Here is a 15,272-nt window from a genome sequence, read left to right on the forward strand (position 1 = left end):
GGTCACGTCCAGGGGCTGGGATCCAAACGCACGGGAACGACGAGCCGCGCCGCGAGGGCCGCCTCGGTGACCAGGGCGAGCAGGAACCCCACCGGGCCGAACAGGAAAGTCGCGAGCAGGATCGGCGCCTGTATGAGGCGGCCGATGCCGGCCCTCTCCATCCGGGTCGCCAGCAGCGCGCCGATCGCGAGGTCAAAGGCGAGATAGTGCACCCAGCCCGCGAGCAAGACCCAGTCGGATGAAAAGAGCTGCCGCACCTCGGCGAGACTGCCGTAGCCGCCGCCGGGTTCGGCGAAATGGCGCAGCACCAGAACCGCATAGAGCCCCGACAGGCCGAGCGGGATCACGAGTTGGGGCAGCGTGTTCAGCCACCGGAAACGGCGCGGGCCGAGGATCAAGATCGCCCAGCCGAGCAACGTCGGCGGACCCGTCATGGCGAAGACCTGTTCCGGCGTCATGATCGCTCCCGACGAAGGCCGCTGCGCACCCAGTGGTGTGCCGATTCGCCCGCGCTGTCGCGGCCGCGGCCGGCGGATGGCCGGCAACGCACCGGCATTTTTGGCGAGCTGCGCCGCCCGAGACGCGGTGAGGTCTGCCCGGCGGTACGACTAGTCGCGCAGCAACCCCCGCGCCATCGCCTTGAACGCCTCGATCGCACGGGGCAGCGCGGCTTGCGGGTCGGCGCTGGCCGCAACCCAGAGCGCCGCGTTGAGCGCTGCGCCGTTGAGCAGGCGTGCCGCCACCTCGATGTCGACCGGCCGCAGGCGATCCTGCGCGGCGAGGGCCGACAAGGCCTGACGGGTTTCCTCGAGGCAGGCGCTCTGGCTCGGCCACTGCGAGGGATCGCCGAGGAAGGCGGGGCCGTCGAGCAGCACGATGCGCTGCACCTCCGGGTCGAGCGCGAGCTCGATGTAGGCCGCACCTTCGGCTTCCAATGCGTCCCAGGTGTTTGCGGCGGCTGCCGCGGCCTGCCGTGCCTTCGCCGCCATCTCGCCGTCGAGCTCGGCGACTACGGCCGCGAGCAGGCCCTTCTTGTCGCCGAAGTTGTGATAGAGCGCGCCGCGCGTCAGGCCGACGGCGGCGGTGAGGTCGTCCATCGAGGCCTCGGCAAAGCCCTTTTCCATGAAGGCCTTGCGGCCGGCCGCAATCAGCTTGGCGCGCGTGTCTTCCATCATCGCGGCGCGCGTTCTGACGGCCATCCCGATCCCCGAGCCTTGAAACAACGACCGGCCCTGTTGACATACGAGGCGTATGCGAGCCATCTTGCATACGTAACGTATATGAGTTGCCGCCGCCTGTGAAGGGGCGGGGCGCGCCGCTGAGGATCGAGACATGACCCATCGAGAAGCCGTTTTTCCCCCCGACCGGACTGCGCTCTACGAGGCGCACCGCTATTCCGCCGCCATCCGGTCCGGCGACCTCGTGTTTGTCTCCGGCCAGGTCGGCAGCCGGGCCGACGGGAGCCCGGAGCCCGAGTACCAGACCCAGGTCCGGCAGGCCTTCGCCAATCTGAAGGCGACACTCGCGGCGGCCGGCTGCACGATCGACGACATCGTCGACGTCACCAGCTTCCACACCGACCCGGAGCGGCAGTTCGAGCCGTTCATGGCGATCAAGGACGAAGTGTTCCCGCAGGCGCCCTATCCGAACTGGACCGCGATCGGCGTCAACTGGCTGGCGGGTTTCGACTTCGAGATCAAGGTGATCGCCCGCGTTCCTGAGGCGACGTGAGAGCCGAGATACCAAGCGACGGAGGGTGGCTGGGGAGCAGCCATCCGGGCACGCCGTGTCAAAAGCGCGGCACCACCTTGCGGCCGCCGCCGCGCCCCGCCGGACGCCGCAGCAAAGCGCGTCGCCGAACGACGTCGCGGAACCTTTCCGCCGGCGCCACCGTTTCCTCGTCACATCCACAACGAGGACATTTCCGATGGCGCGCGAAGAACAGACGAGCAAGACCCCCGAGGAACTGGTCGACCGGGCCTGGGAACTCGCCAAGGACATCAAGATCGCGATGTTCAACACCTGGAACGGCAAGGTGCTGCATTCGCGGCCGATGGATGCCTCGGTCGAGCGCGACAATGGCGCGGTGTACTTCCTGACCGACGTCGACAGCTACAAGGTCGACGAGCTCGCCGAGCACCCGCAGGCGACCCTCGCCTTTGCCAACGCGAGTTCCTATAAGTTCGTCACGATGACCGGCCGCGCCGCGGTGTCCAACGACCGCGCGAAGATCAAGGAGATCTTCACGCCGGACACCAAGGCGTGGTGGGATTCGGAAGATGATCCGCGCATCCGTCTGATCACGTTCACCCCGGACGATGCGGAAATCTGGGATAGCCCCGGCGTGATCGTCTCCAGCGTCAAGATGCTGGCGGCGGCCGTGACGGGCGCCAAGCCGAAGTTCGGCGACCACGCCAAGGTCGCGATTTGAGCCGACGCGGCAGATCGAGCAGTTACATCGCTCGCAAGCGCGTGAGCCCGACGATCGGCCGCCCCCGGAAACGGGGGCGGCCGCTGTGCGTTGGCCGCAAACTGCGGGGAAGCGCTGCGCGAGGAGCCGCGTTCAGATCTGGAAGCCGCCGGCGACGTCGATGGCACTGCCGGTGATGTAGCCGGCGTTCGGCCCCGCGAGGAAGACGACGAGGGCCGCGACCTCCTCGAGCGTCGCGATGCGGCGGATGGCGTGCAGGTCCATGATCGCGGGGGGCAGGTTGTCGCGCACCGCGGCCGCCATGTCGGTCGGCATGATGCCGGGCTGGACGACATTGACGGTGATGTTGCGGCCCCCAAGATCGCGGGCGATGCCCTTCGCATAGCCGGCGATCGCGAATTTCGTCGCCGCATAGTCGGCGACGCCGGCGAACGGGACCCGGCTGCCGAGCCCGGAGCCGATGAAGATGATCCGGCTGCCATCCGGCAACACTTTGGCCGCTGCCCGCGTCGTGGCGACCGCCCCCGACACGTTGATCTGCCACTGCTGGTCGAGGCCGACGGTGTCGTGTTGCGGATCGTCCACTTTGCGGCCCTGAACGGCGATCGCGGCATTGTTGATGAGGATGTCGAGCCGGCCGAAGTGGCCGATGACCGCGTCGACGAGGGAGCTCGCCGCCGCCGTGTCCGCCTGATCGTTGCGGATTGCCACCGCCCGCACGCCCTTCGCCTTCAGCTTTGCCACGACGGCCTCCGCCTTGTCGGCCGACGCGACGTAGCTGATCGCGACGTCGGCGCCCTGATCGGCCAGCGCTTCGGCGATGGCCGCGCCGAGCCCGCGCGAGCCGCCGGTGACGAGGGCGACCTGGCCCTGCAATGTGTTCGACATGAGTTTTTCCTTGCAGCCTGTGGCGTCCCCGCCGCCGGTGCCGGGGGAGGCGCGCCGTTAACGTAACGATCATTACGATAACGCTAGGTATGAAATGTGGACAGCGCCTGTCAAGCGGTTTAATAATGGTCGTTATGAAAATGCGGATCTGACGAGGAATGGGCCGGACGGATGGGTCGCCATCGTGAATTCGACGTGGAGAAGGTGCTCGACGCGGCGCTATGCGTGTTCTGGCGCAAGGGCTACGAGGGGGCGTCCTACGCCGACCTGACGGAGGCGGCGGGTGTCGAGCGGCCGGCGCTCTATTCGGCGTTCGGCAACAAGGAGGCGCTCTTCCGCCGGGCGCTGGTGCGCTACTACGAGCGTTATCTCGACTATCTGCCCGAGGCGCTGGCGCTGCCGACCTCGCGCGCGGTCGCGGCGCATCTCTTCGATCGTGCGATCGACCTCAACACGCGCTATCCCGAGCACACCGGCTGTCTCGGCATCAACGGCGCGCTGGCGGGCTCGGACGAGTCGGAGCCGGTGCGCCTCGCGCTGGTCGAGGCGCGCGCCGACGGCGAAGCGCAGATCCGGCAGCGCTTCGAACGTGCACAGGCCGAGGGTGATCTGCCGGAGACGGTGAAGCCCGCGGTGCTCGCCGCCTTCGTGATGGCCGTGCTGCACGGCATGGCGGTGCAGGCGAAAGCCGGCTTCGATCGCGACACGCTGCGCGCCGTCGCCGAACAGGCGCTCTCGACCTGGCCGTCCGGTCGGGCGACCGCGCCGGATCTGGCCGTGGAAGCGATGGGCTGATTGCCGGGGCGCTGCGGCCTTTGGCTGATCTCGGCGAGACGGCCACCGCGAGGTGGGGACTAGCTGTCCGGTCCAAGAGCGGCAACCGCCGGCGCGCCCGGCCTCGCCCTTCGAGACGGCCCTTTGGGCCTCCTCAGGATGAGGCCTCCGCGATTTTCTCCAGTTTCCCAAGTACTTGCCCTTTTTCCTCATCCTGAGGAAGCCGCGCAGCGGCTGTCTCGAAGGGCGAGGGAAAAGCCGAGGCGTCACCCCGCGGTCACGAAGTCTGACCGCCGTTGACCGCGGGCCCAGCCGCCAGGTCAGGGACCTGCAGGCGCCGGACGGCGGCGCAGGATCATGCCGCCGTGGTGCAGGGTGTCGTCGTCGACGAAGTCGCCGTCGGCGGTGAAGCCAGTGTCGTCCCAGTATTCGATATGGGTTCCGGTGACCTCGTAGCGCCCCTCATAGGCGGCCTCGCGCGTGCCGCGCGCCTCGACGTAGCGGCCGTTCGGCAGAAGTTCGTGGCGGACGCGGTTGTCGTCGGTGACCCACATGCCGGCATAGGGGTGGCTCGTCTGCACTTCGGGCTCCTGGGCGTGGGCGGGTTGGGAAAGAAGAGTGGCGGTCATCAGGACCGCGAAGGCATGCCGCATGATCGGCTCCTTGCGATTTGAGGCTGATTTCAGTGCTCAGCGCCGGGCACGGGGCCGGGCACGGGGCCGGGTCGGTCGCCTCGCCAGCCGGGAAGCGACCCACGGCCCCGCGCCCGGGAGGCCCGGTCAGTCCGTCCGCGGCTCGTTGTTCTCAACGACCTGCTGATAGGCGGCGAGGTCGAGAAAGGCCTCGGCCTCGACGACGACGCCATCGTCCATCCGGAAGATCCAGACGAACTGGTTGCGATAGGGCGCGCCCGAGGTCGTCGTGGCGGCGCCGTCGAAGCGGACGATGACGGTGTCGCCGTCGGCGAAGATGTCGTGCACCTCCGGCACGATCGGGGTCGAAAGACGGGTGACCAGCGGCGCGGAGGCGCGGCTGACAAAGTCGTCGAGGCCGCGGTAGGTGCCGGCGACCGGGCCGGAGCCGTGGATCGTCCACACCACGTCGGGCGCGAGCAGGTCGGCGAAGACGTTGCCTCCGGCCTGCCAGGCCTCGAACGCGGCTCGAACGGTGGCCGTGTTCTGCGTCTCCATGATCAGGTTCCGGTTCTCGACGCGAGGGTCCGGCGCGGGGGTGCCGGCATGAGCCGGACCGAGGCCAGCGGCGAAAACAGATGCCAGCAGCATGGCGCGGCCGGCGGCGGCGAGGCGGTGGGTCGTCGTGGCAAGGCGCATGGTGTCGTGTCCTTCCTGGGTTCGGGACAGGGCGAGGTCGGCATCGAGTCCGCCGACCTTTCGGGATGGCCGTCGCCGTGCCATCAGGCGCGGCGGGCCACGGTCGTTCCGCCGAAGATCAGCTGCTGCACCAGCGGCCGGTCGACGAAACGGGCCGGGAAAATCGGATCGGGGGCGCTCACCGCGTCGAGGCGCGCGCGCTGCGCCGGGCTGAGCTCGACGTCGAGCGCGCCGAGGTTTTCCTCCGCCTGCGCGGTGGTGCGGGCGCCGATGATCGGCGAGACAACGGCCGGGTGAAGCAGCGTCCAGGCGAGCGCCACCTGGCTCGGCGTCGCTCCGATCTCCCCGGCGACGGCGCGCACTTCCTCGGCGATCTCGATCGATCGCGCGTTGAGATGGCCGGAGGCGGCGATGACGCCCTTGCGGCTCGGCGAGACGGCCGCCTCGCGGGAGTCCACGACATCCGCCCTTGAATACTTGCCGGCGAGCACGCCGCCACCGAGCGGCGACCACGGCAGCACGCCGAGCCCGAGGGCCTCCGCCATCGGCATCAGCTCGTGCTCGGTGGTGCGCTCGACGAGGCTGTACTCGATCTGCAGCGCGACGAAGGGCGACAGGCCACGGAGATCTGCCAGTGTCTGCATCTCGGCGACCCGCCAGGCCGGCGTGTTGCAGATGCCGGGATAGAGGATCTTGCCGGCGCGGACGAGATCGTCGAGCGCGCGCATCACCTCGTCCGGCCGGGTCGTCATGTCGAAGGCGTGCAGGTACAGGAGGTCGAGGCGGTCGGTGGCGAGCTGGCGCAGGCTCTGCTCGACGGAGCGCACGATGTTGAGCCGGTGATTGCCGCCGGAATTCGGGTTGCCGGGATCGCGCGCCATGGTGAACTTCGTCGCGATGACCAGCTTCTCGCGCTTGTCGGAGATGAACTCGCCGAGAAAGCGTTCGGCGGCGCCGTTGGTGTAGTTCACCGCGGAGTCGGTGAAATTGCCGCCGCGGTCGACGTAGAGATCGAAGATACGGCGTGCTTCGGTGCTGTCGGCACCCCAGCCCCAGTCGGAGCCGAACGTCATGGTGCCGAGGCTGAGCGGCGAAACACGCAGGCCCGAGCGGCCGAGAAGCCTGTAGTCGTCGAGTTTCATCTTGGCTGTCCTTCGCTGTTTTCACTGCAACGAAGGTAGGGACAGGGTAACTGGCGGACAATTTGCCCAGTGCTGACCACGCTGGTAAGCTCGGATTACCAATGGCAGTCGATCTCACCGGCCTTTCCGTCTTCCTCGCCGTCGCCGAGGCGCGCAGCTTTCGTGGCGCGGCGGAGCGGCTCGGCGTGACGCGCCCGGCGGTGAGCCTGGCGATCCGGCGGCTCGAGGACCGGCTCGGCGTCGCGCTGGTGCAGCGCACGACGCGCAGTGTCAGCCTGACGGAGGCGGGCGAGCAGCTCTATCAGCGTGTGGCGCCGGCGATCTCGGAGGTCGGGCTGGCGCTGGAGGCCACCGCCGACCGCGATCTCGCGCCGAGCGGCCTGCTGCGGCTGGCCGTGTCCTCGATCGCGGAGCGGTTCATCTCGGGGCCGCTGCTCGCGGGCTTTGCCGACGCCAACCCGGCGGTCACGATCGACGTGACCGTCACCGACGAGGAGTTCGACATCGTCGCGGAGGGCTATGACGCCGGGGTGCGGCTCGGGGAGGTGATCGACCAGGACATGATCGCGGTGCCGGTCTCCGGCGACCAGCGTCACGCGGCCTATGCGGCACCGTCCTACGTCGCGCGCTTCGGCGCGCCGGCGCACCCGTCCGAGCTCGCGCGGCACCGCTGCATCGGCTGGCGCCCGGCGCCGCACACGGCGCCCTATCGCTGGGAGTTCGGTGAGGACGGGCGAGACTACGACGTCGCGGTCGATCCGCAGATCACCACCAACGACATGTGGCTGATGATCCGCACGGCCGTTGCCGGCGGCGGCATCACCTTCGGCCTGCAGGAGACCTTCCGGCCCTATGTCGAGAGGGGCGAGCTGGTGCCGCTGCTCGAGGACTACTGCCCGCCGTTCGCCGGCTTCTTCCTCTATTTCCCCAACCGCCGCAACCTCGCCCCGAAGCTGCGGGCCCTCGTCGAGCATGCGCGGCGGTGGCGCTAGTGGAGGCGACCACCGCCGTCAGCCCGGCCGGCGCAGGGTGATCAGGGTGAGCTCCGACGGCCGGCCGAGGCGCAGGGCAAAGCCCGGCCAGAGGGCGGTGCCGTTGTTGACGTAGAGCGTCATGCCGCCGACCGCGTAGAGCCCCGACACGAAGCCTCCGTTCGCCCGCGCCACCACGCGGTCGAGGCCGAGGATCATGCCGCCGTGGGTGTGGCCGGAGAGCTGCAGCGCGACGCCCTGCGCCGCAGCGTTGCGGGCGTTGCCGGGCTGGTGGTCGAGCAGGACGACCGGCACGCCGGCCGGGGCGCCGTCCAGCGCGGCGGCGAGGTCCGGCTCCTGATCGCCGGTGCGGTACGCCGAAAGGTCGGTGACGCCGGCGACCACCAGCCGGCCGCCCTCGCGCTGCAGCACGGTGTGCTCGTTGGCGAGGCCGCGCATATTCATGCCGCCGAAGTGCCGGATCCAGGCCTCGTACTCGAAGAAATATTCGTGGTTGCCGGGCACGAACAAGACGCCGTCCGGGGCACTGAGATCGCGCAAGGGCTCGACGTCGGCGCGGCGGGCCGACAAGGATCCGTCGATGAAGTCGCCGGTGACCACGATCAGGTCGGCGCCGAGCGCATTCGACCGGTCGACGATGGACCTTGTCCAGTCGGCCGGAAACAGCCGGCTGATGTGCAGGTCGGTGAGTTGCAGCAGGGTGTAGCCGTCGAACGCCGGCGGCAGGCCGGGGATGGCGATCTCGAGCCTCTTCTCCGGCGGCGGCCGCAGCGCCTGCTGCACGCCGACGGCGCCGAGCACCGCCGCGAGCCCCACGATGGCGTAGCGGGCCGCATCCGGCACCGCGACGCCGCCGCGGCGGACCAGCATCGCCACCAGCGTGCCGGCATCGAGCAGCACTTGCAGCGCGGCGAGCAGCAGGATGGTGCCGAAGGCCCAGTTGAACAGGATGACGACGCTGCGCGGAAACTCCGGCGCGAACACCGATCCCGACGACAGCCGGCTCCAGAGGTGGAACTGCGAGGCGACGAGCAGCAGGATGGCGACCGCGATCTTCGCCAGCAGCGGCAGGTGCAGCGGCCACAGCACGCGGCCGATCACGACGAGGCTCGGCACGGTGAACATGAGATGGAAAATCGGCGTGATCCTTCCGCGGCACAACCGCGGCGGGCAACACCTTCCGGTGTCGCAGGCGGTCGTCATGAGCGAGCGAGACGAAGCTGCACGGCGGATGCCGGCAGACACGTCAAGCAACCTCCCGGATGCGAATAGGGTTCCTCGCGGCGGGATCAAGGATTCGTTGAGTGGAAATGCCTATCGTGATCGGCGAGGCGCCGGCGAGGCCGATGGGCGCGCGGCCATGCCCGATGCTGGGGCGGGGGTCCCGCCGCAGCATCGGTCGGTTCGGTGACGGGCGGACAGGCCGATCCCGGAGGTCCAGTCATGACGTGGTGGAAGCGACTGTTCGGGCGAACGACCGGCAGGTCCCTCGACGGAACCATGTTCCGCGTCGCCGGCACCCTCTACAGCCGGGACGGCCGGCGGGCGGTCGAGCTCCGCGAATTCTCCAACGGAGAGACATACCTGCTCGAAAGCGAATGGGTCGAGGGAGATGTCTTCCGCGACCGACACGGCGGCAGGCTGGTCGGCCCCTTTACGTCGCCAGACCATGCAGAGCAGTTCATCGTCGGAACGCCATGGTTCAACGGGACCGAGTGACGGGTTCTGATGCCGCCTGAGATGACTGTTTCTGCCTTTTCGCAATAAAGCTGAGACATGCAAAAAAAGGGTTTCTGCAAAAAGTTAATCACACACTTCTTTTATAATGTGACCGTCCTTCATGGCGTAGTATTTTTTGCAGTGTTTTCCGTCCTTGACGACGATGTGAGATCCGACGTCGGTGCTTCCGAAGAATTCGGATATCGACGTCGTGCCGTCGGAGTTCCAATCCATCTCGCTGAAGGAATATCCGGTCCGGTAGACGGCATGCACAAGAAGAACAAAATATGTGACAGCAAGAAAGCTGAGTGCAATCAGCGCACCTTCAATGATGTACCGACCAGTTTTCACGCTGAACCTGTCCCTCTGGCGAACGACGGGCAGGGCGCGGTGATCGATTGCCGTCGCTCGGCGCGCCGATCCGCTCCTCGGCCGCATCGTAGGACGAGCGCAGGTTTTCCGCCAACACGGCCGTCAGCCCGGCGGTCTGCCGGGGGGACGGAAAACGCATCGCGCCACGCCGGCGCCTCGGCTTTTCCCTCGCCCTTCGAGACAGCCGCTGCGCGACTTCCTCACGATGAGGGAAAAGGATAACCGCTTGCCCTGAAACGAAAAACCCGCCAGGGGCCTCATCCTGAGGAGGGCCGTCAGGCCCGTCTCGAAGGACGAGGCCGGGGCGCCGGCCCCGCTGCTTGCCGAACCGGAGCGCGGTGCATCGGCGTCGGCGGCCCCATCGGACAGTCCTGAAAAGGAATGCCCGACAGGGCAGGGCACGGCCGCCGCCATCTCCCTCAAGCGCGCCCGATCAGGCCGCCGCCAGAGCCTTTTCGATGTCGGCCACCGGATGGCCGGTTAGGTCCTTGGCGAGCTCGCCGAGGAGCACGGCGGAGAGGGCCTTGTGGTAGTGCTGGCGCATCTCGCCGAGCGCCCGCGGCGCGGCCACGATGACGAGGTGCTCGATCTTGCCGGCCAGCGCGTCCTGATTGAGGTGCTGGACGATGCCGGCGGAGAACTGGTCTTCCTCGGCCTGGCCGTGATCGGGATTGGCGGCGCTCGACTGCCGGCCGGTGCTGGTGCCGGGGTCCGAGACGACGCTCTCGTGCTTGACGTCGACGAGCTTCACGCCGGCCTCGTCGCCGACATTGCGAAAGAGGTTGAACTTCTCACCGTCGGCGACGGCAACGATCGTGCCCTTGGGAAGCATCATGATATTTCACCTGAGTTCAGTCAAAATCAGCAGGTGAGGAAAACAGCCTCGCATCCGTAGAATATCGGATGCATGGGTGTATGTAGTTTTCCTCAATCGGCAAGTGTCGACGTGGCGCAAGAATGCGCGGCGTCTGGAGGATAACATATCTGGCACAGCGCTTGTTCCACGGGGTATCCGGTATGCCCGTCTTGCACACTTTGCCCGGCGGCTCCGGATCGGCGAGGGACCGGTCTCCGGCTCGCGCCGATCTGCGACGCCGGCCGGCAATCGACAGCGCCGGGATGGCGCGTCGGCAGGCGACACCCATGATCCATGTCGATATATTTCCACGCATTGATAGGCAGTCCGCATGAACGCTGCCAGTCGATGCGGGGGGGCGGCAATGGCAAGGCAGGACTTCAACGACCTCTTGTGGTTCCTCGCCGTGGCGGAGGAACGGAGTTTTACGCGCGCTGCCGCCAAGCTCGGGATCACGCAGTCGACGCTCAGCCACACGATCAAGCAGCTGGAAGCGCGGATGGGCATTCGCCTGCTCAACCGCACGACCCGGAGCGTCGCAACGACCGAGGCCGGTGAGCGACTGCGACTGTCGCTGGGCCCGCGAGTGGCGGAGATCGACGCCGAGATCGCGGCGCTGATGGAGTTCCGCGACAAGCCCGCCGGCACGATCCGGCTCACCCTTTCCGATCATGCCTGCGCCAGCGTGGTCTGGCCCAAGCTTCGGCCGGTGCTCTCGGCCTATCCCGACATCAGGCTGGAGCTCAGTCTCGACGGGGGCCTGCGCAACATCGTCGAGGACGGCTTCGATGCCGGGGTGCGACTGGGGGAGAGCGTCGAGAAGGACATGATCGCGGTGCGGATCGGGCCGGACTGGCGAATGGTCGCCGTCGCCGCACCGGCCTATTTCGCGCGGCGGGCGGCGCCGGCCCATCCGCAGGAGCTCGTCGGCCACGACTGCATGAACATGCGCCAGGCGCGCAGCGGCGGGCTCTATGCGTGGGAATTCGAGAAGGATGGGCAGGAACTCAGGGTCCGGGTGGATGGGCAGCTCACCGTCAACACCTCCTACGCGATGATCGATCCCGCCTTGCGGGGCTACGGCATCGCATTCGTGCCGGAGGATCTGGTGGCGCAGCACATCGCGGCGGGCGACCTCGTTCAGGTTCTGGGCGACTGGTGTCCGAAGTTCCCGGGCTACTTCATCTACTATCCGAGCCGGCGGCAGAGCCTGCCGGCCTTCAGGGTGATCGTCGACGCGCTTCGCCAAGGCGAGGCCTGACGCCGCCCCCGCCCGACGTTCGTCCGCGTGGAAGCGGTCGGGCGGGAAGCGACACCGCTTCGATCTGCCAGTGCTGCCGATCAGGCGAGGTGCTGGTCGAAGAAGGACTGCAGCTTGTCCCAGGGGATCAGGTCCACCCTGTCGTAGAGATCGACATGGCCGGCGCCCGGCACGAGATGCAACTCGCGCGGCTCCGCGGCCTTGGCGAAGGCCTGCTCGCTGAAGAACAGCGAGTGCGCGTTTTCGCCGGCGACAAGCAAGACGGGCCGCGGCGAGATCGCCTCGAGGTGATCGAACGGGCGGAAGTGAAAGAACGACGGATCACTCGTCACCGAGATCGCCGAGGTCGAGCGGGGATGGGCGCCGCGCGGCGTGCGGTAGTAGTCGAAGAATTCGCGCGTGATTGCGTCGGTCTCGTCGGTGAGCGTCATTGGCAGGGCGCCGTATCGGGTCTCGCCGCCGGCGAACTCCTCCCACCGCTGCTCGGCCATCGCGGTGAGCGCCGCCTGGCGCTTCTCGGCGGACATCGGCTCGCCGCCCCAAGCCCACTTCGCGCCGCCCATGTCGTACATGCTGACGGTGGCGACGGCGCGCATGCGCGGATCGATCTGCGCGGCCGCGAGCGCGAAGCCGCCGCTGGCGCAGACGCCGATGACGCCGATGCGGCTGCGATCGACGCGCGGGTCGAGGCCGAGGAAATCGACGGCCGCGCTGAAATCCTCGACGAAGACGTCGGGCGACGCGATGAAATGCGGTTGGCCGCCGCTTTCGCCGTTGAACGAGGCGTCGTGCGCGAGGGTGATGAAGCCGCGCTCGGCCATCGTCTGCGCGTAGATGCCGGCCGTCTGCTCCTTCACGCTGCCGAAGGGGTGACCGACCACGAGGGCCGGGTGTCGGCCTGCGGGGTCGTTGCCCTTCGGCACATAGAGGTCGGCGACGAGGATGATACCGAGGCGGTTGGCAAACGACACCTTGCGGTGATCGACGAGATCGCTCTTTGGAAACGTCTTGTCCCAGGCGGCGCTGTACTGCGCCGCGGCTGGCGTGGCGACGAGCGAGGCGACGCCGACGGCCGCGAGGCTGACACCCGTGAGCTTGAGGAGATCGCGCCGGTCTAGGCCGGGGTCACTGGTCGGGATGGTCTGGTTGTCCATGGGAAACTCCGTTCGTGAGATGAGCAGGGGCACGACGGCCGGCGGCCAGCGCGGCGCGGACACCGTCCGAGGCCGAGATGCGAGCGGTCAGGAGATTGCCTCGATGCGCAGCGGGAACGCGCCGCGGACGTGCAGGGCCTCGAAGCCCTCGTCGAACCGGCCGAGGCGGATCAGGCCGGCATGCGTGTAGTCAGCATGAAACAGGGCGAGATTTCCCCACGGCTTGAAGTAGCAGATGTCGTAGGAGCGCTCGTTGCCGAAGGGGCCGCTGCCGTCTTCGGTGAGCTTGCGCGGCAGGTAGGCGATCTTCTCGTTGGTGCTGTAGTCGTCGATGGTGAGATCCAGCGGCAGCATCGAATGGAAGTCGCGAGCCGACGGATTGTCGTAGAGCGTGGCCGTCATCGTGCGGCCGGCGAACATCATCCGGATGCGCATGTCGGTAGGCTCCTGACTGGACGGGCGCCGGCCCTCGGCAGCAACTGCGACGCGTGACAGGAAGATCGCGGCGAGGGCCGCGACGAGCAGGGTGCGGCGGTCCGGTGCCGGGAAGGTCATCGTCATGGCCGGGGCCTCTGCGCAGCGCTGAGGTCAGGTTCGGGCGAGGTCGCGAGGCGTTTCTTGGCGCTATCGACGGCACGCCACCCCGGGGTCGCGGCCCGCGCTGCTCCCGGCCGCTCTCGAAGACACCCTATCGCTGACGTCGTAGCGTGATAATCCACACAATCTGCTCGAACTTATCGAATGAAGCCATGAATGTCGCTGGAGCCTCGTTGTGGGAGGCGATGTCTGCGCGCTGACCGCCCGGGTATCCCGCATGGACCGCCGCACCGGGGGCCGTTGGTCAACAACCCTTGTCGCCAAAAGGATTGACCTGGGGCGCAGAATCTGGAAACGATGAGACAGAACGGTCTCATCTTTATCTGGCTCCCATCCGCTCCGATGCCGACGAAACGCGACCAGGTCGTCGACACCGCCTACGCGCTGTTTACGCGCGACGGTTTCCATGCGACGGGCGTCGACCGGATCATCGCCGAGGCCGGGGTGGCGAAGATGACGATGTACCGGCATTTCCCGTCGAAGGAGGCTCTGATCGTTGCGGTGCTCGGCGTCCGAGCGGCGCGGTTTGCTGCCCGGCTGGACGCGATCATCGCCGCGCCGGGCGATCCGTCCGCGAAGATCGCGGCGATCTTCGACTGGCATGCCGGCTGGTTCCGCCGGCCTGATTTTCATGGCTGCCTGTTCGCCCGTGCCCTTGCCGAGTTCGGTGACCCCGGGCATCCGGTCTTCGTCGCGGCGACCGCGCAAAAGCTCGACCATCAGCGCGCAATGCAGCGCATTCTCGGAGAAATCATGCCGGACGACCGGGCTGAAGCCACCGCACGGCAGCTGCTCATGCTGATCGAAGGGGCGACCGTACTAGCGCAGGCGGGGCAGGGCGAGGCGGCGATCCGCGGGGCGGCCGCGGTTGCGGCGTTGCTGGTCGGCGCCGCGAGCGCCCGGCCGTGACCCCCGCCGTCATCGGCCTCGCGCTGTTCGCGGCCGTGCTTCACGCGACCTGGAACGCCTTCCTGCGCACAGGGGCCGACCGGCTCTGGACCATCACGGTGATGAGCCAGGCGATGGGGCTCTCGGCGCTGCCGTTTGCGCTGCTGCTGCCGGCGCCGGACCCGGCGGCGTGGCCGTTCATCGCGCTGTCGGCGCTACTGCAGGTCGGCTACAGCGTGTTCCTCGTCGCCGCCTACCGGCACGGCGAACTCGGGCAGGTCTATCCGATCGCGCGCGGCTCGGTGCCGCTGATGGTGACGGCCGGCAGCTTCGTCTTCGCGGGCGAGCGGCTCGAGGCCGTGCCGCTGCTCGGCGTGGCGCTGGTCGCCGCCGGCATCATGAGCCTCGCGCTCGGCAAGACGCGCGCGTCGACCGCCTCGATCCTCTACGCGCTGCTCACCGGCCTGTTCATCGCCGGCTACAGCACCTCGGATGCGATCGGCGTGCGGCTGACGCCGGATCCCAACGCCTATGTCGCCTGGCTTTTCGTGCTCTATGGCGTGCTGCTGACGGCGACCTATGTCGCGATGCGTCGCGGCTTTGCCATCGACTTCAGCTCCCGGGCGACGTGGACGGCGATCTTCGGCGGGGTGCTGTCGCTGCTCGCCTATGGCGCGGTGGTGTTCGCCTATGCGCTCGGCCCGGTCGGCCCGGTCAGCGCGCTGCGCGAGACCAGCGTCGTCTTCGCGGCGCTGATCGGCTGGCTGTTCCTCGGCGAGGGGATCTCGCTCCGCCGCATCCTCGCCTGCGTCGTCGTCGCGGCCGGGGCGATCCTGATCAGCTATCACTGACGAGGGCCCCGGCGGC

18 protein-coding genes are annotated in these 15,272 nt (G+C 68.0%); 8 read left to right on the forward strand and 10 right to left on the reverse strand.

The window, feature by feature from the left end:
- Positions 1 to 2 precede the first annotated feature (2 nt).
- Entirely contained in the window at positions 3 to 458 is a 456-nt protein-coding gene (locus I5731_RS14435) for an ABA4-like family protein (RefSeq protein WP_197312103.1), read from the reverse strand.
- 150 nt (positions 459 to 608) lie between these two features.
- Positions 609 to 1,199, reverse strand: coding sequence for a TetR/AcrR family transcriptional regulator (locus I5731_RS14440; RefSeq protein ID WP_235981803.1), 591 nt, complete (start codon positions 1,197 to 1,199; stop codon positions 609 to 611).
- A gap of 133 nt (positions 1,200 to 1,332) precedes the next feature.
- Between I5731_RS14440 and I5731_RS14445 the strand changes: the two genes are divergently transcribed.
- Both I5731_RS14445 and I5731_RS14450 read left to right on the forward strand, forming a co-directional pair.
- Positions 1,333 to 1,731: a RidA family protein gene (locus tag I5731_RS14445; RefSeq protein ID WP_197312104.1), complete on the forward strand. Its 399-nt coding sequence runs from the start codon at positions 1,333 to 1,335 to the stop codon at positions 1,729 to 1,731.
- Between the two features lie 196 nt (positions 1,732 to 1,927).
- Positions 1,928 to 2,431 carry a pyridoxamine 5'-phosphate oxidase family protein gene (locus I5731_RS14450; RefSeq protein ID WP_197312105.1) on the forward strand — a complete coding sequence of 168 codons (504 nt, stop codon included), beginning with the start codon at positions 1,928 to 1,930 and terminating at the stop codon, positions 2,429 to 2,431.
- A 132-nt stretch (positions 2,432 to 2,563) separates the two neighbouring features.
- Here I5731_RS14450 and I5731_RS14455 read toward each other — a convergent pair whose 3' ends face one another.
- A complete protein-coding gene (locus I5731_RS14455) occupies positions 2,564 to 3,319 on the reverse strand; it encodes an SDR family NAD(P)-dependent oxidoreductase (protein WP_197312106.1) in 756 nt (251 codons plus the stop codon).
- 171 nt (positions 3,320 to 3,490) lie between these two features.
- Here I5731_RS14455 and I5731_RS14460 point away from each other — a divergent pair, with 171 nt between their 5' ends.
- A complete protein-coding gene (locus tag I5731_RS14460; RefSeq protein ID WP_197312107.1) occupies positions 3,491 to 4,114 on the forward strand; it encodes a TetR/AcrR family transcriptional regulator in 624 nt (207 codons plus the stop codon).
- A 299-nt stretch (positions 4,115 to 4,413) separates the two neighbouring features.
- On the opposite strand, the gene I5731_RS14465 is transcribed toward I5731_RS14460, so the two are convergent.
- The 3 genes from I5731_RS14465 to I5731_RS14475 form a co-directional block, all read right to left on the reverse strand.
- Positions 4,414 to 4,746, reverse strand: a complete 333-nt coding sequence (locus I5731_RS14465; RefSeq protein ID WP_197312108.1) for an Atu4866 domain-containing protein — start codon at positions 4,744 to 4,746, stop codon at positions 4,414 to 4,416.
- A gap of 126 nt (positions 4,747 to 4,872) precedes the next feature.
- Positions 4,873 to 5,424, reverse strand: coding sequence for a nuclear transport factor 2 family protein (locus I5731_RS14470; RefSeq protein WP_197312109.1), 552 nt, complete (start codon positions 5,422 to 5,424; stop codon positions 4,873 to 4,875).
- An 83-nt stretch (positions 5,425 to 5,507) separates the two neighbouring features.
- Complete coding sequence (locus tag I5731_RS14475) at positions 5,508 to 6,566, reverse strand: aldo/keto reductase (RefSeq protein WP_197312110.1); 1,059 nt, start codon at positions 6,564 to 6,566, stop codon at positions 5,508 to 5,510.
- Between the two features lie 101 nt (positions 6,567 to 6,667).
- On the opposite strand from I5731_RS14475, the gene I5731_RS14480 reads away from it, so the two are divergent.
- A complete protein-coding gene (locus I5731_RS14480; protein ID WP_197312111.1) occupies positions 6,668 to 7,558 on the forward strand; it encodes a LysR family transcriptional regulator in 891 nt (296 codons plus the stop codon).
- An 18-nt stretch (positions 7,559 to 7,576) separates the two neighbouring features.
- Here I5731_RS14480 and I5731_RS14485 read toward each other — a convergent pair whose 3' ends face one another.
- On the reverse strand, positions 7,577 to 8,695 hold the full coding sequence (locus I5731_RS14485; RefSeq protein WP_197312221.1) for a metallophosphoesterase: 1,119 nt from the start codon (positions 8,693 to 8,695) through the stop codon (positions 7,577 to 7,579).
- Positions 8,696 to 9,001: 306 nt separating this feature from the next.
- Here I5731_RS14485 and I5731_RS14490 point away from each other — a divergent pair, with 306 nt between their 5' ends.
- Entirely contained in the window at positions 9,002 to 9,277 is a 276-nt protein-coding gene (locus I5731_RS14490) for a hypothetical protein (protein ID WP_197312112.1), read from the forward strand.
- 805 nt (positions 9,278 to 10,082) lie between these two features.
- Here the strand turns inward: I5731_RS14490 and I5731_RS14495 are convergent.
- Positions 10,083 to 10,484 carry a host attachment family protein gene (locus tag I5731_RS14495; protein WP_197312113.1) on the reverse strand — a complete coding sequence of 134 codons (402 nt, stop codon included), beginning with the start codon at positions 10,482 to 10,484 and terminating at the stop codon, positions 10,083 to 10,085.
- A gap of 385 nt (positions 10,485 to 10,869) precedes the next feature.
- On the opposite strand from I5731_RS14495, the gene I5731_RS14500 reads away from it, so the two are divergent.
- Complete coding sequence (locus I5731_RS14500) at positions 10,870 to 11,766, forward strand: LysR family transcriptional regulator (protein WP_197312222.1); 897 nt, start codon at positions 10,870 to 10,872, stop codon at positions 11,764 to 11,766.
- A gap of 80 nt (positions 11,767 to 11,846) precedes the next feature.
- On the opposite strand, the gene I5731_RS14505 is transcribed toward I5731_RS14500, so the two are convergent.
- Both I5731_RS14505 and I5731_RS14510 read right to left on the reverse strand, forming a co-directional pair.
- Positions 11,847 to 12,920, reverse strand: a complete 1,074-nt coding sequence (locus tag I5731_RS14505) for an alpha/beta hydrolase (RefSeq protein ID WP_197312114.1) — start codon at positions 12,918 to 12,920, stop codon at positions 11,847 to 11,849.
- Between the two features lie 87 nt (positions 12,921 to 13,007).
- The gene (locus tag I5731_RS14510; RefSeq protein ID WP_197312115.1) at positions 13,008 to 13,481 is read right to left on the reverse strand and encodes a cyclophilin-like fold protein; all 474 of its coding nucleotides are present in this window, start codon (positions 13,479 to 13,481) and stop codon (positions 13,008 to 13,010) included.
- 333 nt (positions 13,482 to 13,814) lie between these two features.
- On the opposite strand from I5731_RS14510, the gene I5731_RS14515 reads away from it, so the two are divergent.
- Positions 13,815 to 14,426, forward strand: coding sequence for a TetR/AcrR family transcriptional regulator (locus tag I5731_RS14515; RefSeq protein WP_197312116.1), 612 nt, complete (start codon positions 13,815 to 13,817; stop codon positions 14,424 to 14,426).
- Complete coding sequence (locus I5731_RS14520; RefSeq protein ID WP_197312117.1) at positions 14,423 to 15,256, forward strand: EamA family transporter; 834 nt, start codon at positions 14,423 to 14,425, stop codon at positions 15,254 to 15,256. Before I5731_RS14515 ends, I5731_RS14520 begins: the two co-directional genes overlap by 4 nt.
- The last annotated feature ends 16 nt before the right edge of the window (positions 15,257 to 15,272 follow it).

The sequence above is a fragment of the Methylobrevis albus genome (genome assembly GCF_015904235.1).
Taxonomy (GTDB): domain Bacteria; phylum Pseudomonadota; class Alphaproteobacteria; order Rhizobiales; family Pleomorphomonadaceae; genus Methylobrevis_A; species Methylobrevis_A albus.